At 48.1% G+C, this 25,982-nt stretch carries 27 protein-coding genes; 17 read left to right on the top strand and 10 right to left on the bottom strand.

What is annotated here, in order from left to right:
- Positions 1-173: 173 nt before the first annotated feature.
- Positions 174-548, bottom strand: coding sequence for a thiol-disulfide oxidoreductase DCC family protein (locus CEK71_RS07630; RefSeq protein WP_088618835.1), 375 nt, complete (start codon positions 546-548; stop codon positions 174-176).
- 34 nt (positions 549-582) lie between these two features.
- Positions 583-2,607, bottom strand: a complete 2,025-nt coding sequence (gene metG, locus CEK71_RS07625) for a methionine--tRNA ligase (protein WP_088618834.1) — start codon at positions 2,605-2,607, stop codon at positions 583-585.
- 373 nt (positions 2,608-2,980) lie between these two features.
- On the opposite strand from metG, the gene CEK71_RS07620 reads away from it, so the two are divergent.
- The 3 genes from CEK71_RS07620 (at position 2,981) to CEK71_RS07610 (ending at position 5,138) form a co-directional block, all read left to right on the top strand.
- Positions 2,981-3,550, top strand: coding sequence for a protoglobin domain-containing protein (locus tag CEK71_RS07620; RefSeq protein WP_088618833.1), 570 nt, complete (start codon positions 2,981-2,983; stop codon positions 3,548-3,550).
- A 135-nt stretch (positions 3,551-3,685) separates the two neighbouring features.
- Complete coding sequence (locus tag CEK71_RS07615) at positions 3,686-4,162, top strand: protoglobin domain-containing protein (protein WP_088618832.1); 477 nt, start codon at positions 3,686-3,688, stop codon at positions 4,160-4,162.
- A gap of 37 nt (positions 4,163-4,199) precedes the next feature.
- Positions 4,200-5,138, top strand: a complete 939-nt coding sequence (locus CEK71_RS07610) for a 5'-nucleotidase (protein WP_088618831.1) — start codon at positions 4,200-4,202, stop codon at positions 5,136-5,138.
- A gap of 55 nt (positions 5,139-5,193) precedes the next feature.
- Here the strand turns inward: CEK71_RS07610 and CEK71_RS07605 are convergent, their stop codons facing one another.
- From CEK71_RS07605 to CEK71_RS07595, 3 genes are read right to left on the bottom strand one after another with little or no spacing between them, the layout of a single operon-like run.
- Positions 5,194-5,400, bottom strand: a complete 207-nt coding sequence (locus CEK71_RS07605; RefSeq protein ID WP_088618830.1) for a hypothetical protein — start codon at positions 5,398-5,400, stop codon at positions 5,194-5,196.
- Positions 5,401-5,418: 18 nt separating this feature from the next.
- Complete coding sequence (locus CEK71_RS07600; protein WP_088618829.1) at positions 5,419-6,810, bottom strand: sigma-54-dependent transcriptional regulator; 1,392 nt, start codon at positions 6,808-6,810, stop codon at positions 5,419-5,421.
- Complete coding sequence (locus CEK71_RS07595; RefSeq protein WP_088618828.1) at positions 6,803-8,266, bottom strand: sensor histidine kinase; 1,464 nt, start codon at positions 8,264-8,266, stop codon at positions 6,803-6,805. The genes CEK71_RS07600 and CEK71_RS07595 overlap by 8 nt, the downstream gene beginning before the upstream one ends.
- Positions 8,267-8,927: 661 nt before the next feature.
- Here CEK71_RS07595 and sdhC point away from each other — a divergent pair.
- From sdhC to CEK71_RS07550, 9 genes are all read left to right on the top strand, one after another.
- Positions 8,928-9,305: a succinate dehydrogenase, cytochrome b556 subunit gene (gene sdhC, locus CEK71_RS07590; protein WP_088621537.1), complete on the top strand. Its 378-nt coding sequence runs from the start codon at positions 8,928-8,930 to the stop codon at positions 9,303-9,305.
- A 10-nt stretch (positions 9,306-9,315) separates the two neighbouring features.
- The gene (gene sdhD, locus CEK71_RS07585; RefSeq protein ID WP_088618827.1) at positions 9,316-9,696 is read left to right on the top strand and encodes a succinate dehydrogenase, hydrophobic membrane anchor protein; all 381 of its coding nucleotides are present in this window, start codon (positions 9,316-9,318) and stop codon (positions 9,694-9,696) included.
- A gap of 3 nt (positions 9,697-9,699) precedes the next feature.
- Complete coding sequence (gene sdhA / locus CEK71_RS07580; protein ID WP_088618826.1) at positions 9,700-11,484, top strand: succinate dehydrogenase flavoprotein subunit; 1,785 nt, start codon at positions 9,700-9,702, stop codon at positions 11,482-11,484.
- Positions 11,485-11,580: 96 nt separating this feature from the next.
- On the top strand, positions 11,581-11,784 hold the full coding sequence (locus CEK71_RS07575; RefSeq protein ID WP_088618825.1) for a hypothetical protein: 204 nt from the start codon (positions 11,581-11,583) through the stop codon (positions 11,782-11,784).
- A gap of 138 nt (positions 11,785-11,922) precedes the next feature.
- The gene (locus CEK71_RS07570; RefSeq protein WP_088618824.1) at positions 11,923-12,702 is read left to right on the top strand and encodes a succinate dehydrogenase iron-sulfur subunit; all 780 of its coding nucleotides are present in this window, start codon (positions 11,923-11,925) and stop codon (positions 12,700-12,702) included.
- Positions 12,702-12,905, top strand: coding sequence for an FAD assembly factor SdhE (locus tag CEK71_RS07565; protein ID WP_088618823.1), 204 nt, complete (start codon positions 12,702-12,704; stop codon positions 12,903-12,905). Before CEK71_RS07570 ends, CEK71_RS07565 begins: the two co-directional genes overlap by 1 nt.
- Positions 12,906-13,016: 111 nt before the next feature.
- Positions 13,017-13,676 (top strand): DUF1963 domain-containing protein, encoded by a 660-nt coding sequence (locus CEK71_RS07560; protein ID WP_088618822.1) that lies wholly within the window; start codon positions 13,017-13,019, stop codon positions 13,674-13,676.
- Between the two features lie 18 nt (positions 13,677-13,694).
- Positions 13,695-14,921, top strand: a complete 1,227-nt coding sequence (locus CEK71_RS07555; RefSeq protein ID WP_088618821.1) for an AAA family ATPase — start codon at positions 13,695-13,697, stop codon at positions 14,919-14,921.
- Positions 14,918-15,514 (top strand): DUF4276 family protein, encoded by a 597-nt coding sequence (locus CEK71_RS07550; protein WP_088618820.1) that lies wholly within the window; start codon positions 14,918-14,920, stop codon positions 15,512-15,514. The genes CEK71_RS07555 and CEK71_RS07550 overlap by 4 nt, the downstream gene beginning before the upstream one ends.
- 149 nt (positions 15,515-15,663) lie before the next feature.
- Here CEK71_RS07550 and dnaK read toward each other — a convergent pair whose 3' ends face one another.
- The 5 genes from dnaK to CEK71_RS07525 all read right to left on the bottom strand — a co-directional run bounded on the left by dnaK (position 15,664) and on the right by CEK71_RS07525 (position 20,713).
- Positions 15,664-17,592 carry a molecular chaperone DnaK gene (dnaK, locus tag CEK71_RS07545; RefSeq protein ID WP_088618819.1) on the bottom strand — a complete coding sequence of 643 codons (1,929 nt, stop codon included), beginning with the start codon at positions 17,590-17,592 and terminating at the stop codon, positions 15,664-15,666.
- Between the two features lie 83 nt (positions 17,593-17,675).
- On the bottom strand, positions 17,676-18,281 hold the full coding sequence (grpE, locus tag CEK71_RS07540) for a nucleotide exchange factor GrpE (RefSeq protein ID WP_088618818.1): 606 nt from the start codon (positions 18,279-18,281) through the stop codon (positions 17,676-17,678).
- A gap of 211 nt (positions 18,282-18,492) precedes the next feature.
- Positions 18,493-19,551, bottom strand: a complete 1,059-nt coding sequence (gene hrcA, locus CEK71_RS07535) for a heat-inducible transcriptional repressor HrcA (protein WP_088618817.1) — start codon at positions 19,549-19,551, stop codon at positions 18,493-18,495.
- Positions 19,552-19,682: 131 nt separating this feature from the next.
- A complete protein-coding gene (locus CEK71_RS07530; protein WP_088618816.1) occupies positions 19,683-20,420 on the bottom strand; it encodes a class I SAM-dependent methyltransferase in 738 nt (245 codons plus the stop codon).
- Positions 20,417-20,713, bottom strand: a complete 297-nt coding sequence (locus CEK71_RS07525; protein WP_088618815.1) for a DUF1244 domain-containing protein — start codon at positions 20,711-20,713, stop codon at positions 20,417-20,419. The genes CEK71_RS07530 and CEK71_RS07525 overlap by 4 nt, the downstream gene beginning before the upstream one ends.
- 166 nt (positions 20,714-20,879) lie before the next feature.
- On the opposite strand from CEK71_RS07525, the gene CEK71_RS07520 reads away from it, so the two are divergent.
- From CEK71_RS07520 to CEK71_RS07500, 5 genes are all read left to right on the top strand, one after another.
- Positions 20,880-21,416 (top strand): septation protein A, encoded by a 537-nt coding sequence (locus CEK71_RS07520; protein ID WP_088618814.1) that lies wholly within the window; start codon positions 20,880-20,882, stop codon positions 21,414-21,416.
- A complete protein-coding gene (locus CEK71_RS07515; RefSeq protein ID WP_088618813.1) occupies positions 21,417-21,719 on the top strand; it encodes a YciI family protein in 303 nt (100 codons plus the stop codon).
- Complete coding sequence (locus CEK71_RS07510) at positions 21,716-21,982, top strand: BolA family protein (RefSeq protein ID WP_088618812.1); 267 nt, start codon at positions 21,716-21,718, stop codon at positions 21,980-21,982. The genes CEK71_RS07515 and CEK71_RS07510 overlap by 4 nt, the downstream gene beginning before the upstream one ends.
- A 14-nt stretch (positions 21,983-21,996) precedes the next feature.
- Positions 21,997-23,073 carry a peptidylprolyl isomerase gene (locus CEK71_RS07505; protein ID WP_088618811.1) on the top strand — a complete coding sequence of 359 codons (1,077 nt, stop codon included), beginning with the start codon at positions 21,997-21,999 and terminating at the stop codon, positions 23,071-23,073.
- A 258-nt stretch (positions 23,074-23,331) separates the two neighbouring features.
- On the top strand, positions 23,332-25,980 hold the full coding sequence (locus CEK71_RS07500) for a P-loop NTPase fold protein (RefSeq protein ID WP_088618810.1): 2,649 nt from the start codon (positions 23,332-23,334) through the stop codon (positions 25,978-25,980).
- The last annotated feature ends 2 nt before the right edge of the window (positions 25,981-25,982 follow it).

The following is a 25,982-nucleotide window of genomic DNA, read 5'->3' as shown; positions in this document are numbered from 1 at the left end:
CTCCTTCTTGTGGTGATCGACCAGCCCGGCAAGCACTGAATGCTTCGCCACCAGTGCGCTTATGACGTGGGTTTCTGCCATTTACTTTCCTGTTTGAAATGGCTGCATTTTAAGGGGTTATGCTGGGGATGGGGTTGTGCTACTTGGTAAGCAAAAGCCATTAAACTGGGACTTTACCAATGCTTTTTTAGCCTATTCCAACGGTACAAGACGGCGGCAAAGCCATTATAAGCTAACCCACCAAGCTGGCGGATGCCCGGTAAACCCAGCACCTTGACCCACTTCTGCTGCTTAGGCGAATGCCGCCCAATTTCCAAAAGGGCAGCAAAACCGACCAACACCCTGCCCTTCGCATCGACCACATGCAGGCGTTCGCGGACAAACTCAAGCTCCGCCCCCACTTCGGCGGCTAAACTGTTATCGGCATGGACATCTTGCCAAGCGATCTGACAAGCTTGCAGCTCGCCTTGTTGCGCTTCTATACCCGCCTTACACACCGGACAGGCCGAGTTGTAATACACTTTGATTGTCTTATCGTTAGTGTCCATAACCTGCCCAATAAATGCGTGATGACCCAAAAAGCTACTTAACCCGTAGCCCCGCCACTGCGCCACTATCAGGGCTGAGCAGCCAAATTTCCTTATCCCCAGGCCCTGCCGCCAGCACCATGCCTTCGGACACCCCAAAACGCATTTTGCGCGGTGCCAAGTTAGCAATCACCAGCGTCAACCGCCCTTCCAAATCTTCCGGCTGATAGGCCGACTTAATGCCGGAAAAAATCGTCCGGGTCTCATCGCCTATATCCACCGTCAACTGCAACAGCTTATCAGAACCCTCGACCGCAGCGGCCTTAACAATTTTGGCTACACGCAAATCCAGCTTGGCGAAGTCATTAAAATCAATCGTCTCCGCGATAGGCTCAAACTGCTTAGCGACAGGTGCGGCCACCACCGCCGTCTTTTCCAGATTTTCCTTAGACGCATCGACAATTGCCGTAATTTTATCGGCATCGACACGGGTCATCAGTGGCTTAAATTCATTAATTTCATGGGCTAACAACGGCTGTACCGCCTCCGTCCACGCTTGCGGCGCAAGCTTTAAAAAGTGTTCCGCTTCTGCCGCCAATACCGGCAGCACTGGCTTTAAGTACAACACCAGCACCCGGAACAAATTCAGCCCCATTGAGCACACCTCATGCAGTTCTTGCTCTTTACCCTCGGCTTTTGCCAACAGCCACGGCTTTTTCTCGTCGATATACTGGTTGGCCTTATCCGCCAAGGCCATAATCTCGCGCATTGCCTTACCAAACTCGCGGGTTTCGTAAAAGTCGGCGATGCTGGCATTGGCACTGAGAAAATCGGCGAACAGCGCAGGTTCCGCGCAATTTGCCGACAATACCCCAGCAAAACGCTTAGTGATAAAGCCGCTGCAACGGCTGGCAATATTCACCACCTTACCCACCAAATCCGCATTGACCCGTTGGCTGAAATCATCAAAATTTAAATCCAGATCATCAACCCCCGCACTTAGTTTGGCGGCAAAATAATAGCGCAGATATTCAGGGTTCAGATGCTCCAGGTACGTCCGCGCGGTAATAAACGTGCCGCGTGATTTGGACATTTTCTCGCCGTTCACCGTTAAAAAGCCATGCGCAAAAATGGCCGACGGCGTGCGCAAACCCGCACCACTCAGCATCGCCGGCCAAAACAAGGCATGGAAATAAATAATATCCTTACCGATAAAATGGTACAGTTCCGCCGTACTGTCCTTAGCCCAAAACGCATCAAAATCCAAGCCCTGCTTATCGCACAGATTCTTAAAACTCGCCATATAGCCAATCGGCGCGTCTAACCAGACATAAAAATATTTGCCGGGCGCGTCAGGAATCTCAAAACCAAAATACGGCGCATCGCGCGAAATATCCCATTGCTGCAAACCGCCGCCCAACCATTCGGCGAGCTTATTGCTCACTTCCGGTTGTAAATGCCCGGCGTTTGTCCACGCGCTCAGCATTTCGGTAAAGTTGGCCAAATCAAAGAAATAATGCACCGAATCTTTGGCAATCGGCTTTTCGCCGGAAATGGCCGACACCGGATTTTTTAAATCCGTCGGCGAATAGGTCGCCCCGCACACTTCGCAACCGTCGCCATACTGCTCAGCCGCGCCACACTTAGGGCATTCGCCCTTAATGAAACGGTCAGGCAAAAACATATTCTTTACCGGATCAAAGGCCTGGGTAATGGTGCGCGAACTGATATGCCCGGCATCGCGCAGCCGGGTATACACCATTGCCGACAAGACTCTGTTCTCTTCGGAATGGGTGCTGTGATAATTGTCAAAAGCCACGCCAAACTCGTTAAAATCGGCAAAATGCTGTTCCCAGACCTTGCCGATCAATGCCTCCGGCGTAATACCCTCTTTATCGGCGCGTAACATAATCGGCGTGCCGTGGGTATCGTCCGCACAGACATAATGGCACTGGTGGCCGCGTTGCTTTTGGAAACGCACCCAAATGTCAGTCTGGATATATTCAACCAAATGGCCTAAATGAATCGGGCCATTTGCATAAGGCAAGGCACTGGTGACAAGAATTTTTCTATTCGACATGGATAAATGCACAAGATGTAGGGAAAATAAATAATGGCATTATGCCATAAAACAGCGTAGGCCGCAGGGTGCGTCGAGTGGGAAAACGTAGCTTTTATGGAATAGCTACGCAAAGGCTTGCCTTTGGCCAGAAGCCCGACAGTGCTCCGCCACAGTCAGGATAATAGCCTCTCATAGCCGTTTAATTTCGATTGCACTTATGAAATGAATATAAGAGAATTAGTAAACTTTGAAAAGGGGCTGTTGTCCGTTCTGTGTAACCCTTATACTGCCTGATGTGTAACATCTAAGCAGGCCATAATTGCTTTATGCTATACCAACAACGGATTATTCAACTACCCTTTAAGCTGCATCTACTTTGAATATAAAAACCATGAAAAATACCATTAACTTTCAAGCATTAACAGAATATGCAAAAAGTTTTTCCGGCTTGACGGATGGGCACGAAGAAGTGCTTGCTTCAGTAAAAGACGAAATATTTCAAAGAATCCCTAACATTACCGATGCTTTTTACGCAAAACTCATAACCATAGAGAAAACCAAGCCATTTTTGGAAGGAAGAATAGAACAATTAAAAAAAACCCATAGCAAATGGCTTGAAAGCTTATTTTCTTCAGCCTTTGATAGCCATTACACCGAAGCCATGTATAAAGTCGGCGATGTGCATGTAAAAATTAATTTGCCTGTTGAATTTATGGCGGGGTCGATGACGCTCTTGTCGAATTTAATCATCAGCGAAATTGAAACATTAACCCTCGACAGCACAAAAAAAGCGGAACTGACTAACGCGGTCATTTCAGCCATAGGCTTCTGTCTTTTAATCATGCAACAATCGTATCAGACATCCTTTTTACAACGGGAACTTGAACCGTTCCTGAAAATGACCGGCATAAGCGAAACGCTATTTTCAAACCTTAGCTCCGCTTACACGCCTTCCAATTAAGTCGATTTCCCCCCGAATGGAAACGGGAATTAATGGTTTATACGGCACACAATACCCGATAAATAAAACCTGAACAAATGACATAATAATTTATATCATTGCCAAAACAACAATAAAAACAAAGGCGATACTTTTATGATAAACAAAATAATGACCAGCGGTAAAGCCATTTCTGGCTTAAGCAGTGAGCTTGAAAGCCGCCTAAAAGAAATAGCACCTGTTATAACGCCACACTTGCCCAAAGTGACCGATGCGTTTTACGTTAAACTGCTCACCACATCAGATACGTTTTATTTTTTAAAAGCCCATAGTGAGCGGATAGAGCATCTGAAAACCACGCATTTGAATTGGCTCAACAGCTTATTCACCCAAGACATCGATGCCGACTTCACCGAAAAAATGCGCAATGTCGGAGATGCCCATGTCGCCATCCAATTGCCACTTGAATTTATGACCGGCTCCATGTATTTAATGAGCAAAGAATTATTTGCCATTGTCATTGAAGAGTTTGGTGATGACAAACAACAATGCACCAAAGCCCTGCAAGCCATTAATGCCGTGCTGGGGTTTTCTTTAATCGTTATGCAAAAATCTTACGGGCTGTGGGCTTGATAAGCCCCTGCCCCAAACAGATGGCTTGGATTTTCTGATGTCCGCTTACGCTATCGAAAGCAAGTTTGTCATCGGCGTGTCGTCCAGTGCCTTGTTTGACTTATCCGAATCGCACCAAATCTATTTGGATAAAGGCTATAACGATTACCGCCGCCATCAGGAGGCACATATAGACCAGCCTTTCCCGACCGGGGTGGCGTTTCCGTTTATCCGGCGGTTTTTAGGCATTAACAAGGCGTTTCCTGAGCAATGCCCGGTTGAGGTGGTGATGTTGTCGCGCAATTCATCTGAAACGGGCTTGCGGATTTTCCGCTCGATTCAACATTATGGTTTGGACATTACGCGTGCGGCTTTTATGGCCGGGCATTCGCCGCATAAGTATGTCCCCGCTTTTAATGCCTCGCTGTTTTTAAGCGCCAATAAAAACGATGTGCAACAAGCGATTAATGCCGGTTATCCGGCGGGGGTCGTATTGCCTTCGGTGATTTATGATGATGGGCAAGATGCGGAATTGCGGGTGGCTTTCGACTTTGACGGTGTGATTGCCGATGATGAGGCCGAGGCGGTTTATAAAAAAAACCATTCCTTGACCGAGTTTGTCGCCCACGAAACCGAAAAGCAAGCCATACCCCACCAGCCGGGGCCGTTGGCGGGTTTGTTTAAAAATCTCGCATTTATGCAGCGGCTGGAAGAGGCTAAGCGCCAAGAAGACCCTTCTTACCAAAAAATCATCCGCATTGCCATTGTCACCGCCAGAAATGCCCCTGCGCATGAGCGGGTGGTCACCACGCTAAAAAGCTGGGGCGTGTCGGCGGACGAGTCATTTTTCTTAGGCGGCATGGACAAGGCGCGGATTTTATCGGTACTAAAACCGCATATCTTTTTTGATGACCAGCTCAGCCATTTGCAAGCGTCCGCCAGCAATATCCCGATGGTGCATATTCCGTTTGGGATTGCCAATAAACCCACCCGATAATGGCCATTTATAGGTTAGGACACACCATTAGGCCATCGGCAAGTCTGTGAAGACCTCACAGACGGATAAAATAAGGTATCGCCGCCAAGACCATACCCAGCGCAACCAGAACCAAGGTGCTGGAGATAAAGTAAGGGTAAACCATCAGCACCAAGCCGCACACCAGCGGCACGGGCGCACCTTGTTTTTTGCCGTAAATAAAATAGCCCAAGCCTAATGAGCTAAACACCACGCCCCAGAGCAGTAACGCTTCATCCGCCATATCACACCTCTTGGCTGCTTAACCATCGACCATTTTCAGATTGTATTTCTTCACCCGATAGCGCAAGGTCTCGCGGGTCGCGCCCAGCATTCGGGCAGCGGCGGTCAGATTGTTATCAACCCTGTCTAAGACAGTTTTGATAATAAAGCGTTCCATATCATCCAAGGCCATACTGCCGTCTAAGGGCAAGTTCAGGCTATCGCCGCTGCTAAGCGGGATCACTTTATTAAGCTGTTGCCCGGGCAGTTGCAGCCATTGGCCGGGGAAAATCGGGCTGTCGGCGAATAACACGCAACGTTCGATGACATTGCGCAATTCCCTGACATTACCCGGCCAATGATAGGCTTTAAGTTGCTTCCACACTTCATCAGGAATCGCCCGCACTTGCTTACCCGCTTTGGCGTTGTATTCGGCAACAAATAAAGGCACCAACTCGTCCAAATCTTCAACCGCTTCGCGTAATGGCGGCAAGATGACCTTAAACACACTCAGGCGGTGGTATAAGTCAGAACGGAAGGTGCTGTCCTGTGCCATTTGTTCCAAATCACGGTTACTGGCGGCGACGATTTGCACATCGACACTGATTTCTTTCTCACCCCCTAAGCGGCGGACTTTATGGTCTTCAATCACCTTTAATAATTTGGCCTGCAAATCCAGAGGCATTTCGCCAATTTCGTCCATGAATAAGGTACCGCCATCGGCTTGTTCCAATAAACCACGGTGCCGGCCAGATGCCCCCGTAAAGGCCCCCGGCTCGTGGCCGAACAATTCCGATTCCAACAACTCGCGCGGCAAGGCCGCGCAATTGACTTCAATCATCGGTTGCTGGGCGCGGGAGCCGCCATAATGCAGGATACGCGCCGCCAAGCCCTTACCCGTACCGCTTTCGCCGCCAATAATTAAGGCACTGAACGGCACTTGGGTGAGCTTACCGAGAATTTGCCGGATACCCTGCGCTTGTTGGCTATGGCCGATATAGGCATCGGGTGAATAACGCCGATAGCCTTGCCGGGTCTGGTCTACTAAACGGCGCTGTATCGCCGCACTCCGCGAGGCGCTGGCAACCACTAAATCCAAGCGTTCCAGATCACACGGCTTTTCCAGAAAATCATAGGCGCCTAAACGCAAGGCACGGACAGAATCGGGGACGCTGCCGTAGCCCGTCAAAAACAGCCATTCGGCATAGCCCGCGTGTTTTTTCATAAACTCCATGAAATCCAAGGCATTACCATCCGGCAGATTCATATCAGATAAAATCAGCAAGGGTTCGAGATTTTTTTGCATCAGCAAAGTCTTGGCTTCGCCCAAGGTACTGACCAACACCACTTCCCAGCCAGATTGGCGGTAATGGCGCGACAGCTCCGAGCCGAGCAATTTTTCATCTTCAATAATGAGCAAGGTTTCAATCATAATGCTCTCCAGCGAGGCAAACGTCGGGTAGTAAGACAGTAACACAAGCCCCGTGCGGTTGCTGGTTACTCAGTTTAATCGTGCCATCGAGATTTTTGACAAAACGCTGCACCATCGCCAAGCCTAAACCCGTGCCGCGCGGGCGGCTGGTACGGAAAGGGCGGATGCCGTAAGCCAACATGTCTTGGGTAAAGCCAGGACCGTTGTCTATCACGTCAATACCCAAGCCTCGGCCCCGGCTGCCGACATAAACGTTAATACGGATAAAACCTAGCTGGGTATCCAGCGCATCGGCGGCGTTCAGCAATAAATTCAGCAACATTTGCCGCATACCGCTTTCTGGCAAATAGACCTTAAGGTGTTCGGGGGCATTGATTTCCAGTTGGATAGTTTCAGGTATCTGGTAACGGGTTAATGTGGCCAGATCGCGGATCAGTATCGCCATATCAAAATAACAGGCGGTTTCAGGGCTATGCTTGCTTTGGTTGAGCATATCGGTCAGCAAGGCCGCCAATCGTTTCAGTTCGGAATTGATCAGTTCAATGCGTTCGATTTGCTGCGGGTCGGCAATCTCACGGCGCAGATTATTAAAAGCCATCTGTATGCCCGCTAAGGGATTGCGTATTTCGTGCGCCAATTCGGCGGCGACTTCGCCAATCGCCGCCAACCGCTCAGCACGCGCTAAGCTGTATTGTTGTTCTAACAACGCTTGGGTAGCGAGGCGGACTTCATGCTGTAAAGATTGCGCATACAGACGTTTGGCCTCTTCCAATTCCGCCAAATGTTTAACCATGACATTATAGCTGTTAAAGACCGGCAACAGTAAGGGATCTAAGTGAGCCGTGGTGATGGGGGTAAAGTTTTCCTCGGTCAGCCTCTCCAGCAACTTGCGCAAATCATTAAGCGGATGCAAGATACGCGAATGCAAAAAACTTACCGCCCCGACGACAATCAGGGTAAAAATCGCCAGCGCAATGTACAACTCGCTTTGGGTGCTCAGATTGATGTCTTCGAGGGATTTTTCGCGTTGCAACGCCTCGTATTCCAAAGTTTCATCCATGATTTTTAAGGCTTGCGACAAACGCTCGTTCTTTTCGCCCCGCCCCAATTCGACTATATCTTTGAGCATGTCTTTTAGCTCTGCCAAATGGGTTTTGGTGGCTTCGGACAAATAGCGCTTATCCTCCATCAGCTCTTCCATTTCATTCAGGGTGGCGGTCAATGCCGCCGGTTGCAGATCACCCCGATTTTCGATCAGATAACCGATAATGGACTGGTGCAGCCCGACCGAAATCTTTTGGATACGGTGCGAGTATTCGACATAGGATAATACGCTATTAAAATGATAGAGATTGCGCAAAATAGTGCCGCCTAAAATCCCTATCGCCATCAGCAATAGCCCTAAAAATAACAAAGCGCGGGTTTTTGCGGGTCGGGATAAGATCATGGCTTTCATTTAATGATTGTCCTAGGCATAGAATTAACAGGGATCGATAAAGAAACTTAAAACCCTACATCCAAGGATGTGTGTTTATGGATACGTTGCTCCTACAGAGCATCGACTAAAGCTGAAGCCCTTTGCACTTTAGGCAAAAACCCATCTGGAACCACGCTTATCAGTACAGTATTAAGCGCATCAGCCACCCCCAATAAAACCCACCTAACGGATTGATAAAATATAAAAACGTTGCTTTCCTTAAAGATGCCTTTGAGGTTTTGGCGATTTTCAGCTAATAAGTAAAATTGGGCGGCGGAAACTGTTTTTTATTTCAGATAAAATAATTCATCTGAAAAATGCGGCTAGGCATTCATTCTATATTCTTAATGAGTTTAGCAAAGAAAACGCTGTAGGTGGGATGATTTTGTTAGTTTTTTGCTAATATTTGAAGGAACTTAACGCATAAACTCCTGTTTTGAGTTGGCGCACCCCACCATTAACCCTACAAAATACAATAAAATTACTATTATCCTCCCATCGCCTATAGACACCCAGACGATATTTGTGCAATATGCGTACCTGTCTATAGATTTTTACCTGCGCTTTCCGCACAATATCAATAAAACGACAGTCTGATAAAATGGGCTGGGGCTTTTTAACTTACACTACCGGGAACTTTATGGCTGCTAACTCAAACCGACCCACTTCCCCGCATTTACAAATCTACCAACTGCCGTTAACGGGGATGATCTCCATCTCCCACCGTATCACTGGCGTGATGCTCTCGGTAGGCTTGCTGTTTGTGGTTTATATCTTATCGGCGGTGTCAGGCGGCACCAGCTCTTATGGGCAGATGCAGGCCGTGTTGGGCAATTGGCTGGTCACCCTGATGTACTGGGGCTTTGTGTACGCACTGTTTTTTCATTTATGCCATGGCGTACGGCATTTATTCTGGGATGCCGGCCACAGTTTCGATAAAGAAACCTTGGATTATTATGCCAAAATCGAGCTGGGTGCGGCGTTTGCGCTGACTTTTATCGCGTTAATCTTTATTTAGAGGTTGTTGTATGGATTTTAGGACCCCTTTAGCCAAAGCCCTCGGCATCGGTTCTGCCAAAGCAGGCACGGCACACTGGTGGATGCAGCGCGTGACCGCAGTGGCATTAATCCCACTGACCTTACCGTTCATCATTTTGCTCAAACTGTGCATTAACGCCCCCTACCGCGAAACCGTAGCGTGGTTGGCAGAGCCGCTGAATACCGTGTGCATAACCGCCTGGATACTGGCGGTATTTTATCATTCCGCCCTGGGCTTGCAGGTCGTGATTGAAGATTATGTCGCTAAAGAAGGCGCGAAAATCATCGCCGTTTGGGCGGTCAACCTCAGCTTTCTGTTTTTGGCACTGGCGGCACTGCTGGCAGTATTGCGCATCATTTTAGTAGGATAAAACATGGCTACCAGCTATAAAATTATTGAACATGCTTACGATGTCATTGTGGTCGGTGCGGGTGGTGCGGGTTTACGCGCGACTTTTGGCATGGCCGAAAAAGGCCTGAAAACGGCCTGCCTGACTAAAGTCTTCCCGACCCGCAGCCATACCGTCGCCGCCCAAGGCGGCATCAGCGCGGCGTTAGGCAATATGGGCGAAGATGACTGGCGTTTCCACATGTACGATACGGTCAAAGGCTCCGACTGGCTGGGCGATCAGGATGCCATCGAATACATGTGCCGTGAAGCCATTCCGGCCGTGATAGAACTGGAACATTACGGCGTACCCTTCTCGCGCACGGCGGAAGGCAAAATTTACCAACGCGCCTTTGGCGGCATGACCACCCATTACGGCAAAGGCCAGGCCCAACGCACTTGTGCGGCGGCAGATAAGACCGGACACGCCATCTTACATACCTTGTACCAACAAGCCTTAAAGCACAATGCCGAATTTTTTGTCGAATATATCGCCTTAGATTTGATTATGCAGGACGGCGAATGTCGGGGCGTATTGGCGTGGTGCTTGGATGACGGTTCCTTGCATTTGTTCAAAGCCCACCAAACCGTGTTGGCGACGGGCGGTTACGGGCGCAGTTATTTTTCCTGCACCTCAGCACATACCGTTACGGGTGACGGTAATGCGATGGTGTTACGCGCGGGCCTGCCATTACAAGATATGGAATTTGTCCAATTCCACCCCACGGGCATTTACGGCTCCGGCTGTCTGATTACCGAAGGCGTGCGCGGTGAAGGCGGCTATCTGACCAACTCGCAAGGCGAGCGTTTTATGGAACGCTATGCCCCGTCCGCCAAAGATTTGGCCTCCCGCGACGTGGTCAGCCGCGCCATGACCATAGAAATTAACGAAGGCCGTGGGGTCGGTAAGCTCAAAGACCATATTTACCTGCATATCGAGCATTTAGACCCGGCGATTATCCACGAACGCCTGCCGGGGATTGCCGAAACATCGAAAATCTTCGCGGGTGTCGATGTCACAAAAGAGCCGATTCCGGTGTTGCCGACCGTACATTACAATATGGGCGGCATCCCCACCAACTATAAGGCCGAAGTGGTGACGTTGGAAGCGGGCAACCCCGATAAAATTGTCCCTGGCCTGATGGCGATAGGCGAAGCCGCCTGTGTATCGGTGCATGGCGCGAACCGTTTAGGCTCCAACTCCTTGCTCGACTTGATCGTGTTTGGCCGCTCTGCCGCTATCCGCTGCGCCGAACTCATCAAACCCGGCTCGTCCCATAAACCACTCAATAAAGACGCGTGTGACCAAGCCTTGACACGGTTTGACAAAATCCGCAACGCCAACGGCAGCCGCTCCAGCTCGGATATCCGTTTGGACATGCAGCGGGTCATGCAGACGAAAGCCGCCGTGTTCAGGACACAAGCGACCTTGGATGAAGGCATAACGGCAATGGCCGACATCAGCGCCTCGTTTGCCGATGTAACCGTAAAAGACAAGTCGTTAATCTGGAACACGGATTTGGTGGAAACGCTGGAGTTGGACAATTTGCTGGCTCAAGCCAATGTCACTATTAACGCCGCCGGCAACCGTAAGGAAAGCCGGGGCGGCCATGCGCGGGAAGATTACCCCAACCGTGACGATGCCAACTGGATGAAACACACCCTTACTTGGCTGACTGACGGCAAAGTCAGCATTGATTACCGTCCGGTGCATTTATACACCTTATCGGATGATGTTGAGGTGATTCCGCCTAAGGAGCGGGTTTACTAAACATTTTAAGTCGCAGCGGCATCAATTAAAGGAGAGAAGAGATGCCGCCAAGCGAATAAAAGCCGGACAAGATAACCATTTAGAAGGTAACGTATCATGCTCCAAGAACAAATTTTCGACGAGATAAAACAAATCCCTAGCGAAAAACTTGCTGAAATTTATGATCTTATCCATTATTTTCGTATCGGTTTACTGCATGGGCAAACAACGGTAGCCAAGCCATTGGCTGGACAATTTAACATGGGTGATGAAACCGATGATGCCCGTTTGGATTATCTGCAACAACGCTATCAGTTATGAAAATTTTTGTCGATTGTTTAGAGCAATGACACCTGAGCAGTGCTTACAAGAATTAAAAATTTAGCATGACCCGTTATTTTTGCCGATAAACTTACTTTAACTCCCCCATGCCAACCCCATCAACCCGAGATTTCTCACATGGCTGAATTTACCTTACCGAAAAATTCCGTACTCACCGAAGGCAAAACCTTCAAAGCCCCAGCCGATGCCAAAAACATCCGCCGCTTTGAGGTTTACCGTTGGGATCCTGACTCCGGCGAAAATCCGCGTATCGACAGTTACGAACTAGACATGAACGATTGCGGACCAATGGTGCTGGACGCGATCTTAAAAATAAAGAACGACATCGACAGCACCCTGACTTTCCGCCGCTCGTGCCGCGAAGGCGTGTGCGGCTCGTGCGCCATGAACGTCAACGGCAAAAACACCCTGGCGTGTACCAAAGCCATTGACTCCTATCCTGACACCATCAAAATCTACCCCTTACCGCACATGTCGGTAGTTAAAGATTTAGTGCCGGACATGACGCATTTTTACGCGCAATATGCCTCGATAAAACCGTGGATAGCCACCCAAACCCCCGCCCCTGCCGACACCGAACGCCTGCAAAGCAAAGAGGACCGGGCAAAATTAGATGGTTTATACGAATGTGTGCTCTGCGCCTGTTGCTCGACCAGTTGCCCCAGTTATTGGTGGAACAGCGAACGCTATCTGGGGCCTGCGGTCTTGTTGCAAGCCTACCGCTGGCTGGCGGATAGCCGTGATGAAAACACCGGAGCCAGACTGGATGAATTGGAAGACCCGTTCAAACTGTACCGTTGCCACACCATCATGAACTGCACCGACACCTGCCCTAAAGGCCTGAACCCCGCCAAAGCCATCGCCGAAACTAAAAAGCTGTTAGTCAAACGGCAATAATGGAACTGGCAAAATTAAAATGGCAATGCCGCCGTGGCAGTTTAGAGCTGGATTTGTTGCTCCAGCACTATCTGGATACGGCCTACCTACAGGCCAACCCCGAAGAACAGGCGCGGTTTGTGGCGTTGTTGCAGCTTGAAGACGAGGCCTTACTGGCGGTTTTTACCAACCAACTCCTATCAGCGGATAACCCGCAGTTATGAGGTAGTCAGCCGAAACAATAAAATCCACAAAAAATTACGGGATTTATTAACAGGCACTCTATAAACTGCTACACTTGCTAAATTGACCTTAATTTAGGGGAGGGTAAGAAAATGAGTATTGAATTGATTCGTGAGCTGACAGCTAAAGTCTTGGAAACGACAGATAGCAACCTGCTAACTATTTATATAGCCGAGGCCATTGACCAAGAACCCACCGCGACCACCGTGGCAAGGATCGGCGGAGTGCCTCTAGGCATAACGCCAATGACTTGGCCGCGCCTTAATGGCTTGCCAATGGCTCATCTGCTTACCATCGACTTAGACGACATGCCGGAACTGAAAACCGACACGCTCGCCAATGCGCGGGCCGTCGCGCTATTTATCAGTGACCGCATAGACAACGGAGCCTATGAACCCCATACACCAGAAACCGTCCTGATCGCCCTATCCCAAGATGACATTGACCAAGGCGAGCCGTCCGAGACCCTTCGGGAAAGCGACCAAGCCAGCGGTTATCGGCTAACTCCCGTCAAAGTCCCTGAAAGTATCTTTGACGAACCGGAAGAATATGATGAGGAAAACCCCTTAGAGCAATTAAGGAATGCCGTATTTTCGGCATCTTATGCCGCCGGCAAACCTATCTGGCTACAAAGCGACGAGTATGATGGACATTTTCTCTTGCAGTTTGATGAAGCGTTTATTGATATGAATTTGGGTGATGCGGGCGTAATGTATGTGTTTGCCGACACGGCGTTTTGGCAATGCCATTGAAAGCAAAGGAAATAATTAATGGAAAAGCTTAAAGATCAAACTCACCGACCTTTTCTTACCCGAATCGTTTTACGAAATTATAAAAGCATAGCTGCATGTGATGTACGGTTAGGTAGCTTAACTTATTTAGTGGGACTTAACAGTTCGGGCAAAAGCAATTTCCTTGATGCCTTACATTTTGTCAGAGATGCTTTAAGCAGTTCCCTTGATAACGCACTCAATGAACGCGGGGGACTTTCCGAAGTCAGAAGACGCTCAAGTGGCCATCCAACTCATTTTGGTGTCCGTTTGGAGTTTCAGCTCCATAGCGGACAACAGGGTTATTATGCTTTTAATATACGCGGCCTTAAAGGAGGGCGTTATGAAGTCCAAACGGAGGAATGTGGCTTAAATGGCGGCATGGGTAAAGGCTCCTTTTTTAAGCTCGAAGGCGGTGAACTAAAAGCCAGTAGCGAATCCGCTTTTCCTGCCGTAACCTCTGACAGGTTGGCTTTGGTTAATGCGTCTGGCCTACCTGTTTTTAGGCCTGTATTTGATGCCCTAACCGCAATGGGATTTTATAACCTTAACCCCAAATTAATACGCGATTACCAAAAACCCCAAGATGGCCGTTTACTTAAACCAGCAGGGGAAAATATTGCCAGCGTTTTGGGACATCTTGAAAAAAATGCCCCAGAAGCCCTAGATACCATAAAAGAATATCTTCGTGCGGTTGTACCTATGGTACATGGCGTGAAACGTATTGCGGTCGGACAAATGGAAACCATCGCCTTTCAGCAAGATATGGTGGGAGCTAAATTCCCTTGGGAATTTCATGGCCTGAATATGTCAGACGGCACTCTACGCACCTTAGGCATATTGACAGCCTTATTTCAAGGAAACTGTGATTTTATGCCACTATTAATCGGTATTGAAGAGCCTGAAACCGCACTACATCCTGCTGCATCCAGCGCCTTGCGCCAAGCGCTACAACACGCATCGGAAAAAACCCAGATAATTATCACTAGCCACAGCCCTGATTTGCTTGATGACCCGTCAATCACAGCGGATTCCTTGCTTGCCGTGGTCGCTAATGGTGGCGAAACGAGAATCGCCCCTATTGATGAAGCCTCGCGTGACAGCATACAAAAGCATTTATTTTCTGCTGGTGAACTATTAAGGCTAGACCAATTAATGCCAGACCCTGTGGCATTGGGCCAATTTGACTTGAAGCAAATCGATTTGTTTGGAGCCAGTGCGGAATGAAAATAACCGCTATTGTGGAAGGTGATGGTGAAGTCGCGGCTTTTCCGATTTTATTGCGCCGCTTAAGAGATTGGTTATCCCCGGACAATTATGGGCTGGAGATAACCAAGCCCATTCGCGTACGCCGTGACCGCTTTCTTAATAAAGAGGAAGAATTTCACCGTATGCTCATGTTGGCAGCGCAAAAATGTGAACAACAAGGGTGGATTGTGATTTTATTGGATGCCGATGACGACTGTCCCGCTCAGTTAAGCAGAGAAATTCTTGACAGAACCCAACGAATTGTCCCGGACAGAAAAATCTCCATCATATTGGCCAATAAAGAATATGAGGCTTGGTTTATCGCCGCCCGTGACTCCTTGGATGGGTTGCGTGGGTTTTCCATAACCCATGGCGACAATCCTGAACCCGAAGGCATACGGGATGCTAAAAAATGGCTAGGAAGCCGCATAAAAGAAGGTAAATATCGGGAAATCACCGACCAACCAGCCTTCTCAGCATCAATGGATTTACAGCAGGCTAAAGATAATAGCCGATCTTTTTTAAAGCTCTGTAGCGAATGGCAAAAAAATATCAATTCAACAGACACATAACTATCACCATCCGAAGGCGTACCCGCCCTAGCTAAGAAATTCGTTTTAATACCCAGTAACACAAAAAAGCCGGAAGCCATCCCATTAGGACAGCTTCCGGCTTCCGGTAAGAATAGGGTTAACGCCTATGGCATTAACCCAAGCGCACCTTACTTCTTATCGTCATTCACTTCTTCAAACTCGGCATCGACTACGCCGTCATCTGCGGCATGGTGGCTACCGCCAGTTTGGCTGTGGGCTTCACCGCCTTCTGCCGCGCCTTTTTGGGCATAAACGCGTTCCGCCAATTTGCCGGAGATTTCGGTCAGGGCATTGGTTTTCGCTTCGATGTCGTCTTTGTCGTCATTTTTCAGAGCGGCTTTCAACGCTTCCACAGCTTGTTCGATTTCGGTTTTTTCTTGGCTGCTAACTTGCTCGCCCAACTCTTTTACAGATTTTTCGGTCGCATGGATCATGGTGTCGGCATGGTTACGCGCATGGACTAACTCCGTCAGTTTACGGTCTTCGTCAGCATGGGCTTCGGCATCTTTAATCATACGTTCGACTTCGTCATCGGACAAACCGCTAGACGCTTTAATCACGATAGATTGTTTTTTGCCGGTCGCTTTGTCTTTAGCCGATACGTTCAAGATACCGTTAGCATCAATATCAAACGACACTTCAACTTGTGGCACACCGCGTGGTGCAGGTGGGATGTCCGCCAAGTCAAAACGGCCCAACGATTTGTTGGCCGACGCTTTTTCACGCTCACCTTGCAACACATGCACGGTCACTGCGGTTTGGTTGTCATCTGCCGTCGAGAACACTTGTGACGCATTGGTCGGGATAGTGGTGTTCTTTTCAATCAGCTTGGTCATGACACCGCCCAGGGTTTCGATACCCAAAGACAGTGGGATAACGTCCAGCAACAACACGTCCTTAACTTCGCCACCCAAAACGCCCGCTTGGATAGCCGCGCCCAAAGCCACCGCTTCGTCAGGGTTAACGTCTTTGCGGGGTTCTTGGCCAAAAATGGCCTTAACCATTTCTTGGACTTTCGGCATACGGGTTTGGCCACCGACTAAGATAACGTCGTTGATGTCTTTTGCAGACAAACCGGCATCTTTCAGCGCCATTTCGCAAGGGCCTTTAGTGCGGTTGATCAACTCTTCAACCAACGCTTCCAATTTGGCACGGGTCAGTTTAACGTTTAAATGTTTCGGGCCGGTAGCATCAGCGGTGATGTACGGCAAGTTAACATCAGTTTGTTGGCTGGAAGACAATTCGATTTTGGCTTTTTCCGCCGCTTCTTTCAAACGTTGCAACGCCAATGGGTCGTTATGGACATCCACGCCGGTGTCTTTTTTGAACTCTTCCGCCAGGTATTCGATAACGCGCGAGTCAAAATCTTCGCCACCCAAGAACGTGTCGCCGTTAGTTGCCAACACTTCAAACTGATGTTCGCCGTCAATTTCGGCAATCTCAATGATAGAAATGTCGAAGGTACCGCCGCCTAGGTCATATACGGCAATTTTAGTGTCGCCTTTCGGTTTGTCCATACCAAACGCTAACGCCGCCGCAGTCGGCTCGTTGATAATGCGTTTAACGTCCAAGCCCGCGATACGTCCGGCATCTTTAGTCGCTTGGCGTTGTGAGTCGTTAAAATAAGCGGGTACAGTAATGACCGCTTCGGTGACGGTTTCGCCTAAATACGCTTCGGCATCTTTTTTCATTTTCATCAACACGCGGGCGGAAATTTCCGGTGCGGCCATTTTTTTGCCATGCACATCGACCCATGCGTCGCCATTTTCGGCTTCAACGATATTGTAAGGCACCATTTTGATGTCTTTTTGTACCACGTCGTCTTTAAAACGGCGACCGATCAGACGTTTGATAGCAAATAAGGTGTTTTTAGGGTTGGTGACGGCTTGGCGTTTTGCCGATTGGCCGACCAACACTTCATCGTCGCTGCTGAACGCGATGATAGAAGGCGTAGTACGCGCCCCTTCGCTGTTTTCGATAACTTTAGCAACACCGTTTTCCAGTACCGCGACGCAGGAATTGGTGGTTCCTAAATCTATGCCAATTATTTTAGCCATTGAATTCTCCAGACTTGAATTTAGTAAAAATGTTTGTTGTTATGGACGATATGAGGCTGGTTTTTCTAATTTCAAGCCTGTTATCAATCTGCTGCTTTAGCGACGACAACCATCGCCGGACGGAGCAAACGTCCGTTCAGTAAATAACCTTTTTGGAACACGGTCACTACCGTATTCGGCACCGCCCCTTCGACCACCTGCATGACCATCGCTTGGTGATGCTCGGCATTGAACGGTTCGCCGACCGGATCGATAGTGACGACATTAAATTTTGCCAACGCGGCTTCAAACTGCTTGATGGTCAGCTCGCTGCCTTCACGGAATTTTTGCACCTGCTCGCTATCGCCTGTCGCCGCTTGCAGACCTAATACCAAACTGTCCAGCACAGGCAACAATTCTTTGGCAAAGCCGGTCAGGGCGAATTTATGCGCATCTTCCAAATCTTTTTGGGTACGGCGTTTCAGATTTTCCATTTCCGCCTGGATACGCAACGCCTTATCCCAATTTTCTTGGGCTTTTTGCTGCGCCTGCGCCAAGTCTTTTTTCAGACCTTCCACGGTCAATTCCGGCTCCATGATCTCAGTCTCGTCAACCGTTTCTGCGGCCTCTGCACTGGCCGCCTCGGCGGGTACGTCGGCCTGAATTTCAGGGTCTACTGGCGTTACCGGGATTTCCTGCTCGTTACTCATTATCTCTACCTTTATGGGATGTTAGTGGGTATGTGTCATGGGTAGCGGATAGCTTACGGGTTAGCGAAGCCGTTTTTTTTGCTTCGACAAGCTCAGCACAAGGCTTAGACAAGCTCAGCACGAACGGCTTCGCTAACCGTATAAAACCACCACACCGTTTAAAACGCGCCTGACTACGGCCTACAGGGCGTAGAATACAGATAGCTTAGGCCTACAATGGGGGTGTCGATTTAGGATTCAAGGCTGCGCCTAATAATTTTGCGGTAATATCGACATAAGGGATGATTTTTTCGTAAGCCATACGGGTCGGGCCTATCACGCCCAACACCCCGACCACCTCATCGCTGACGGAATAAGAGGAAGTCACCAAGCTGCAATGGTCAAAAGCCTGATAACCGGATTCTTCGCCGATAAAAATCTGTACGCCATCGGCCTTCATGCACTGGTCCAGCAAATCGATAACGCCCTGCTTCTGATAAAAGGCATCAAACAAGTTTTTTAGGCGGTCGCGGTCAGCCAATTCCGAAAAACCCATCAAATTGGTTTCGCCCGCCAACACATAATCGTCTTTTTGCTCATTCTGATTAAACACCTGTTGCGCCATGCTAATCGCATCCAACATGCCTTGGTTGACACGCTCCTGGTCATCGCGCAAATCTTTCATTACGGCTTCGCGCACCGCATTCAAACTACGCCCTGCGTACATGGAATTAATGTAATTGGCGGCTTGCTGCAATTCGGCGGGGCTAAAGTGTTTGGCGGTCAAAATGATTTTGTTATGTACTTCCTGCTCGTTAGTGACAAAAATCACCAACACCCGATTATGGGACAAAGGCAAAAACTCGATATGCCGAAAACAGACAATCTCCCGACGCGGTAAGGTCACCACACCCGCCATTTGGGTCAGGTCCGCCAACAACCGCGACGCCACGCCGATCATATTGCTGGGATCATGCTGGGCCGCCAGCGTCCCTTGCAGACGGCTCAGCTCTTGGACATTTAACGGCTGCACCGTCAACAGGCTATCGACAAACAGGCGATAGCCGCTGACCGTCGGTATCCGCCCGGCGGAGGTATGCGGCGAATGCACCAAACCCAAATCTTCCAAATCCGCCATCACATTGCGGATAGTCGCCGGGCTTAAGTTTAAATCCGAGTCTTTCGACAAAGCCCTAGAACCCACCGGCTGGCCGTCGCTGATATAGCGCTCGACCAGGGTTTTTAATAATTGCAGTGACCGTTCATTTAATAATTGCGTATGCTTGCCCACACCGACCTCGACAAATAACAGAAATCAGCACTCGTACAGAGAGAGTGCCAAAGGGCGAAAATATCAGCTCATCAAACGCTTGTCAACAGGGCTTAAGGCCTTAAGAATGACTGGGATTCAAGTGCTTGGGGCTAATGCGGCTTATGTGCCGTGACCAGCGCGTTGACTTGACAACGCTGGCTTAAACAGATGCTGGTAAAACCAACCGCCGCCAAATCCTCCAAAGCCAAGGTCTCGCGCATAATGTGGTTGGCCGATTCGTCGCTGAACAGATGCACAATCCAATGCTCCAATAAATCCAGCTTATTAGCAGCCACCAAAATGCGGAAATAACCGCTGACCTCGGCTTGGGTCGTGCGGGTGTGTAAATCAACATCATCCAGCGCGTAACGGTCGCCATTCACAAACAGCCCGCCCGGCACTAAAACGCGGAAAATTTCCGCGATAACCTGCTGGCGGTAAGTGTTAGGGAAGTTATGCAAGGTATAAGCCGAAGCCACCACATCGACACTTGCATTCGGCAAGGCCTGTAAAGCCGTTAAGGCATCATCGCCGCAAAACGCCAGCTTGCCTTGCTGTTGCCAAACTTGCAAATTCTGCTTGGCTTGGTTTTGCATCACCGGCTCATTATCGATACTGAGGACGTGCAAAGCTTCCCGCGCCGCTAATATCGACAAGGTAGTGATACCCGTACCGCCGCCCAATTCGACGACATGCAGGGTTTGCCCGGGCGGTTTTGGAAACTCACTGACCGTCACACCGACCAGTCGGCTCATTTCCACCGCTAACGGCGACAACAGCTTCAACATCTCGTAATCTTTACCGATAGCACCTGAAAACATCGCATGGTATGGGGCGGTACTGGTCATTTTTGCTCCTGTTTACGCGCATAAGCCGCCAACTGTTCGGGGCTGGCATCTTGTTGGAACTGGTTTTTCCAGTCCTTATACGACATACCATAAACAAACTCCCTGGCCTGCTCATAGTCAATGGCGACAGCCTGCTCCTGCGCCGCTTCCGCATACCATTTCGCCAAACAATTACGGCAAAAGTCGGCAAGTATCATCAGGTCAATATTCTGTACTTCAGGATGATCCTGTAAGTGCTTGAGCAAGCGTCTGAATGCCGCCGCCTCCAATTCTATAAGGCTATTTTCTGTCATTATTTACCTCCGGTTAAGAAGGGACATTCTAGCAGAAACCGCCATTCAAACATGTACATTCCTCGCTAAAACTTCTACAATGAAGATATTTTGAACCGCCACTGTGACTGTTCACCCTCCCGATAGCCGTCCGCACCTGGCCAACACCGCTTATGAAACAACCGTTATGAAGCAACTCCTTGAGTTTGTCCCCATCCTTTTATTTTTTATCGCTTATAAAACTTATGACATTTATGTCGCCACTGCCGTGATGATGGCCGCCACCAGCATTCAAGTCAGCTATTCTTGGCTACGTTACCGCCACGTTCCGGCCATACAATTGATAACCCTAGGTTTGGTCGTGGTCATGGGCGGCGCGACGCTGTATCTGCAAGACGTGCAATTCATCAAATGGAAATTATCCATCATCGAATGGGTGCTCGGTTTGGCTTTTTTTGGCAGCCAAATTTTCGGCGAGAAAACTTTTGTCGAGCGGATGATGTCTGCTAATTTGACCTTGCCAAAACCGGTCTGGAAACGCCTTAATTTGCTTTGTGGCATATTCTTCACCAGCATCGGTTTTATCAATGTCTATGTCATGTTCCATTTCAGCACCGACGAATGGGTCATCTTCAAAACCTTTGGCGTACCCGGCATGATGGTGCTGTTTTTCGTGCTGCTAGCGATTTACCTTTATAAACACCTGCCCGAAACGGAGGAATAAGTGTTATATGCCATTATCAGCGAAGATGTCGCTGACAGCCTCAGCCTGCGGCTAGCGGCACGGCCCGCCCATCTGGCGCGGCTACAGGCCTTGCAGGATGCAGGCCGCCTTGTCTTGGCCGGCCCCCATCCGGCGGTGGATAGCGACAATCCTGGCGAAGCCGGCTTTACCGGCAGCTTAGTGGTCGCCGAATTTGCCAGCCTGCAAGCCGCCCAAGACTGGGCGGCTTGCGACCCTTACCTTGACGCGGGCGTATATGCCACCGTCACCGTTAAACCCTTTAAAAAAGTATTTCCCCAATGACAACCAACCTTATTAAAACCGCGTTAACCGACGCATTCCACCCCGAAGTGCTGGAAATATTAGACAACAGCGCCGCCCATGCGGGTCATGCTGGTGCCAGAAGCGGCGGCGGGCACTACCATGTCACTATCGTTGCCGAAGCCTTCGAGGGCAAATCCTTGGTGCAACGCCACCAACTGGTCTATAAAGCCCTCGGCGAGCTGATGAAACAACAAATTCATGCCTTAGGCATTAATGCCCTCTCACCCTCTGAACAAAACTAAAAAGGAACACCGTAATGAAACAAGCCTTTATCCCCTTGCTGATCGTTAGCACTGCCCTGATTGCCACAGGTTGTGACCAAAAAGCCCCAACCGCAGGCAGCAGCACCGCATCAGCCCCCGCCGCCCCTGTTGTCAACAAAGCCGATGCCATTGCCGTCGTTAACGGCAAATACATCGCCAAAGCGACCTTCGACAATCTGGAAAAAGAAATTGCCGAACGCGCCCAAGGCCAAAGCTTCCCTAAAGAAAAGCTCTTGGAAGAACTGATCCAACGCGAATTGTTAGTGCAAGATGCCGAACAAAAACAACTGGATAAAGGCGCTGATGTTATCAGCCGTTTGGAAGAAGCCAAAAAAGCGATTCTGACCCAAGCAGAAATCGAAAACTTTATGAAAACCAATCCTGTCACTGACGCGGAAATCAAAGCCGAATACGACAGCAAAATAGGCGGTAACAACACCACCGAATACAAAGCCCGCCACATTCTGGTAAAAACCGAAGCCGAAGCGAAAAAACTGATCGCCGAATTGGACAAAGGCGCCGATTTTACCAAACTGGCTAACAAAAACTCCTTAGACGGCAAAGAAGCCCAAAACGGCGGCGATTTAGGCTGGTTTGTCGCCAACCAAATGGTCGAACCGTTCTCCAAAGCGGTTATCGCCTTAGAAAAAGGCAAATACACCAAAGAACCTGTCCAAACCCAATTCGGCTGGCACGTTATTTTGCGTGAAGACTCACGCGCCCAAACCCCACCGCCGATTGAAGCCGTCAAAGAACAACTGACCCCGATGCTGCAACGCAAAAAAGTCCAAGCCATGTTGGAAACCTTGCGTAAACAAGCAAAAGTCGACATCTTAATGCCGCTGAAAGACGAAGCCAAACCAGCCGAAGCGCCTAAACCCGCCGCCGCTGATGCCGCCAAACCCGTTACCGAAGAAGTCGTCGTTGAAGAAGAAATCAAAGACAAAGACGGCAAAACCGTCGCCAAAGAAGTCGTAGTTGAAGAAGTGACCGAAGAAAAAGCCCCTGCTGCTGCGGAAGAGAAAAAACCTGCCGAAGCCGCAAAACCAGCACCTGAGAAAAAGAAATAATTTTTCAGCGTTAGGTGGTACAAAAAAGGGCGGTCTATTGACCGCCCTTTTTTTATGCCTAATGTTCACTGTAGGCAATAGCCCAAACTATTTAAGCCTCTAAAATCCCAAAGGTCTTAATCGACAAGTTTATTTTATCGCCATGCAGAGCCTAAAAAGCGCGGCGAAAAATACTTTATGTACATTTTCGCGTCAACTACTATACTTATTAACCTATCTAGCGATTGATAAACGCCCCTTCCCTATTTTGGATTCAGTATGACCATGCTCGTTGACCTTACTACCCCTAAAACAATCATCCTTGATCTTACTACCAATAATCTGCCGACAGGAAATGACTCAGGCAGCAAAGACAATACCAAGCTCCACCTAATTCAACATGAAGCGTTTAAAACGATTTGTGAGGCCATCAATAAACGGGTTGAATATTATGCCAATCCCACCAGACAAAAAGAGTTTTCTGACTTTAATGATGATGACATCAGAGGCACGGTTTTTTTTATTGACGGCACACGCGGCGCGGGGAAAACTACTTTTCTAAAATCGGTGACTAAAGAGCTGACAACCGATAATAATAGTAAATTAGCTCTCCTCATAGAAATAGACCCTACGCAAGTAGAAACGGGCGAGCATATTTTTCTTTCTGTACTATACGCACTTAAACACCTAATTGACAAACAAAACCAATGCCGACAGTTCTCAATTGACGAAGGCAAATACGAAGGCTGGCGCAAGCAACTTAAAAAGCTGGCTGGGGGCTTACAGTTATTAGATGAGAAAAATAATCCATTACAGGGAATTGATGAAGAAGCTTTTTTAAATTGGGGATTGGAGCGGGCGCAAAGCGGTATGGAATTGGCTGAAACTTTTAAAAAGCTCATCGAGGATAGTTGTGCGTTGCTCAACAAATACGCTCTGATTATCAGTATTGATGATGCCGATACCAATTTCTCTAAAGGCAAGCAAGTGCTTGAAATGATCCGCCGTTATTTGGATAGTCCCCATTTAGTGGTTTTAATCACAGGTGATCTGCAACTCTATTCCCAACTGGTGCGGAACCATTATTATGAACACATGGGAAAAACCATTTTTGAGCGCGACAAGCACCGTAGCGATGAACAAATAAAATTAATCGACCATCTTGAAGACCAATACCTAAAAAAGCTGTTTCCTTTACATCAACGCGCCCATTTGACACCTTTATGGGATTTGATGAAAAGTCCTAGCTATGAATATAAAGTTCAATATGCTGTTGGTGCAAGCGATCTTTTAACAAAGCCACTTGATGAAATTATCGACAAATTACTACAAGAAGGCCTGTATATTAAAGGCGAAAGGGATTTAAGCCTATACAGAGAGTTTCTCCTCAAACAACCGTTGCGCTCCGTCACCCAGTTGCTCAAATTCTGCACCCAAAATATGGAGAAAGGCCTTTTTTCTCCCAAGCATGTCGTTAAAGGTTTCCGTGCAATGTTTCGCGGCAGCTTGCATTCCCATCAAATAGATGTCAACGCGCTAAGTGCAGGCGATATAAACGCGCTTAATGACGCTGTATTCAGAATGGTGCTTGAAGATGGGGAGTTCGATACTGGTTGTTATCTACGCCCTCAGCCCAGTAAAGAATCCTTGCGTAATTGCTTTGTCGCACTAGCTGCCGAGGTTGCTAGCCATTGTGAAGGCCGTCCTGATTACGCTATCGACTATATGCTGCAAGCACAGGGTAGTATTACGTTATACAACCTAGTTAGGGAGTTGGATAGCAAGCAAAAAGAACAGCGTTTTAGAAGCTATTTCAGTATTGGGCGTAACGAAAATGCTCTCAATTGGGCGCGACATGCGTGTGGTATACTTGCTAGTAGTACATCAAACACTCGTTCAGTCGGAAGTGGTGTAATTGGTCTTAAACGATACGGCTTAGATAAACAAATATTTATTGATCATCCACCTGAACCAAAAGGGGGCGTCGCTTATACAAGCGATTCTAGAGCTCAACTTATTGCCGATTCTACAGCTCAACTTACTGCGGAATCAATCATTACAGACTTATTATGTAACGGAAAGATACCTATATTTGCCTTAAGCAGAGTAAATATAACAGATAATGATTCACAAACCTATATCTCCATATTTAATATCCTTGGCATTGCTGTTAAATTACTATCTATCAACAATGCCACTAATGCGACTATTCATAACGAATTAAATCAATATCTTTCTGTTGTAACGGTCTCAGGTTTATCATGGAGAAATGAAAAAGATAATTATAAAGGCTTCGCAAACAGATCTACTCTAAAAAAAGACTCTAAATATTCCGAGTCTTTCAAATCATTAGTAAATAATGTTATTAAATGGCATGCATTCGTCAACTCGCTTATAAAGCAAATTAGGCCATCTTCTATTTTGCTAGGTAAAATATGGACTCGATTCTATTTTAGCTTATTAAACGTTGATGACAAATCATGGTCATCTCATGAAAGTGGAGCTGCAACAATTATGGAATTATATGCTACCTGCTTAATCAATGCCTTTTTTGTCGAAGAACATTATTATCATTATGGAAGCAATTGTAGGTCAGACATTGAAAGAACCAATCCGCTTGAGACACCAATTGATGATTTTATAAAAAAATTCACTATAGCTGATATTAAATGCTTTCCGCTAACCCGTATTATTGGCACTTGCCCTCTTATCCTAGGTTTAATAAAAAAAGATAACGCTAACACTCTGTTAAATGCGATGCACAATCGTAGCACCCCCTTCAAAACTGAAAGCTTAGGCTGTGATGAAACTGCGTTTGAACTGTTAAATTTAGCATTGATTGCTAATACCCCAGATCATATTGTGGCAAAACGAATTAGAGCTCAATTGGCTAGATTTAATGAATTAAAAGGGAAATCTAATCAATAGGC

Source organism: Methylovulum psychrotolerans (assembly GCF_002209385.1).
GTDB lineage: Bacteria > Pseudomonadota > Gammaproteobacteria > Methylococcales > Methylomonadaceae > Methylovulum > Methylovulum psychrotolerans.
Note: the sequence above shows the minus strand (reverse complement) of the source record. Positions and strands in the feature narration are given on the sequence as shown.

Excerpts from the sequence above, each read along its gene's own strand:
- CEK71_RS07615 (WP_088618832.1), top strand. The coding sequence starts at position 3,686 with ATGATAAACAAAATAATGACCAGCGGTAAAGCCATTTCTGGCTTAAGC.
- sdhA (WP_088618826.1), top strand. The coding sequence starts at position 9,700 with ATGGCTACCAGCTATAAAATTATTGAACATGCTTACGATGTCATTGTG.
- dnaK (WP_088618819.1), bottom strand. The coding sequence starts at position 17,592 with ATGGCTAAAATAATTGGCATAGATTTAGGAACCACCAATTCCTGCGTC.
- CEK71_RS07570 (WP_088618824.1), top strand. The coding sequence starts at position 11,923 with ATGGCTGAATTTACCTTACCGAAAAATTCCGTACTCACCGAAGGCAAA.
- sdhC (WP_088621537.1), top strand. The coding sequence starts at position 8,928 with ATGGCTGCTAACTCAAACCGACCCACTTCCCCGCATTTACAAATCTAC.
- CEK71_RS07595 (WP_088618828.1), bottom strand. The coding sequence starts at position 8,266 with ATGAAAGCCATGATCTTATCCCGACCCGCAAAAACCCGCGCTTTGTTA.
- CEK71_RS07600 (WP_088618829.1), bottom strand. The coding sequence starts at position 6,810 with ATGATTGAAACCTTGCTCATTATTGAAGATGAAAAATTGCTCGGCTCG.
- CEK71_RS07510 (WP_088618812.1), top strand. The coding sequence starts at position 21,716 with ATGACAACCAACCTTATTAAAACCGCGTTAACCGACGCATTCCACCCC.
- sdhD (WP_088618827.1), top strand. The coding sequence starts at position 9,316 with ATGGATTTTAGGACCCCTTTAGCCAAAGCCCTCGGCATCGGTTCTGCC.
- CEK71_RS07565 (WP_088618823.1), top strand. The coding sequence starts at position 12,702 with ATGGAACTGGCAAAATTAAAATGGCAATGCCGCCGTGGCAGTTTAGAG.
- CEK71_RS07560 (WP_088618822.1), top strand. The coding sequence starts at position 13,017 with ATGAGTATTGAATTGATTCGTGAGCTGACAGCTAAAGTCTTGGAAACG.
- CEK71_RS07520 (WP_088618814.1), top strand. The coding sequence starts at position 20,880 with ATGAAGCAACTCCTTGAGTTTGTCCCCATCCTTTTATTTTTTATCGCT.
- CEK71_RS07550 (WP_088618820.1), top strand. The coding sequence starts at position 14,918 with ATGAAAATAACCGCTATTGTGGAAGGTGATGGTGAAGTCGCGGCTTTT.
- CEK71_RS07610 (WP_088618831.1), top strand. The coding sequence starts at position 4,200 with ATGTCCGCTTACGCTATCGAAAGCAAGTTTGTCATCGGCGTGTCGTCC.
- metG (WP_088618834.1), bottom strand. The coding sequence starts at position 2,607 with ATGTCGAATAGAAAAATTCTTGTCACCAGTGCCTTGCCTTATGCAAAT.
- CEK71_RS07575 (WP_088618825.1), top strand. The coding sequence starts at position 11,581 with ATGCTCCAAGAACAAATTTTCGACGAGATAAAACAAATCCCTAGCGAA.
- CEK71_RS07630 (WP_088618835.1), bottom strand. The coding sequence starts at position 548 with ATGGACACTAACGATAAGACAATCAAAGTGTATTACAACTCGGCCTGT.
- grpE (WP_088618818.1), bottom strand. The coding sequence starts at position 18,281 with ATGAGTAACGAGCAGGAAATCCCGGTAACGCCAGTAGACCCTGAAATT.
- CEK71_RS07620 (WP_088618833.1), top strand. The coding sequence starts at position 2,981 with ATGAAAAATACCATTAACTTTCAAGCATTAACAGAATATGCAAAAAGT.
- CEK71_RS07500 (WP_088618810.1), top strand. The coding sequence starts at position 23,332 with ATGACCATGCTCGTTGACCTTACTACCCCTAAAACAATCATCCTTGAT.
- CEK71_RS07525 (WP_088618815.1), bottom strand. The coding sequence starts at position 20,713 with ATGACAGAAAATAGCCTTATAGAATTGGAGGCGGCGGCATTCAGACGC.
- CEK71_RS07530 (WP_088618816.1), bottom strand. The coding sequence starts at position 20,420 with ATGACCAGTACCGCCCCATACCATGCGATGTTTTCAGGTGCTATCGGT.
- CEK71_RS07605 (WP_088618830.1), bottom strand. The coding sequence starts at position 5,400 with ATGGCGGATGAAGCGTTACTGCTCTGGGGCGTGGTGTTTAGCTCATTA.
- CEK71_RS07555 (WP_088618821.1), top strand. The coding sequence starts at position 13,695 with ATGGAAAAGCTTAAAGATCAAACTCACCGACCTTTTCTTACCCGAATC.
- CEK71_RS07505 (WP_088618811.1), top strand. The coding sequence starts at position 21,997 with ATGAAACAAGCCTTTATCCCCTTGCTGATCGTTAGCACTGCCCTGATT.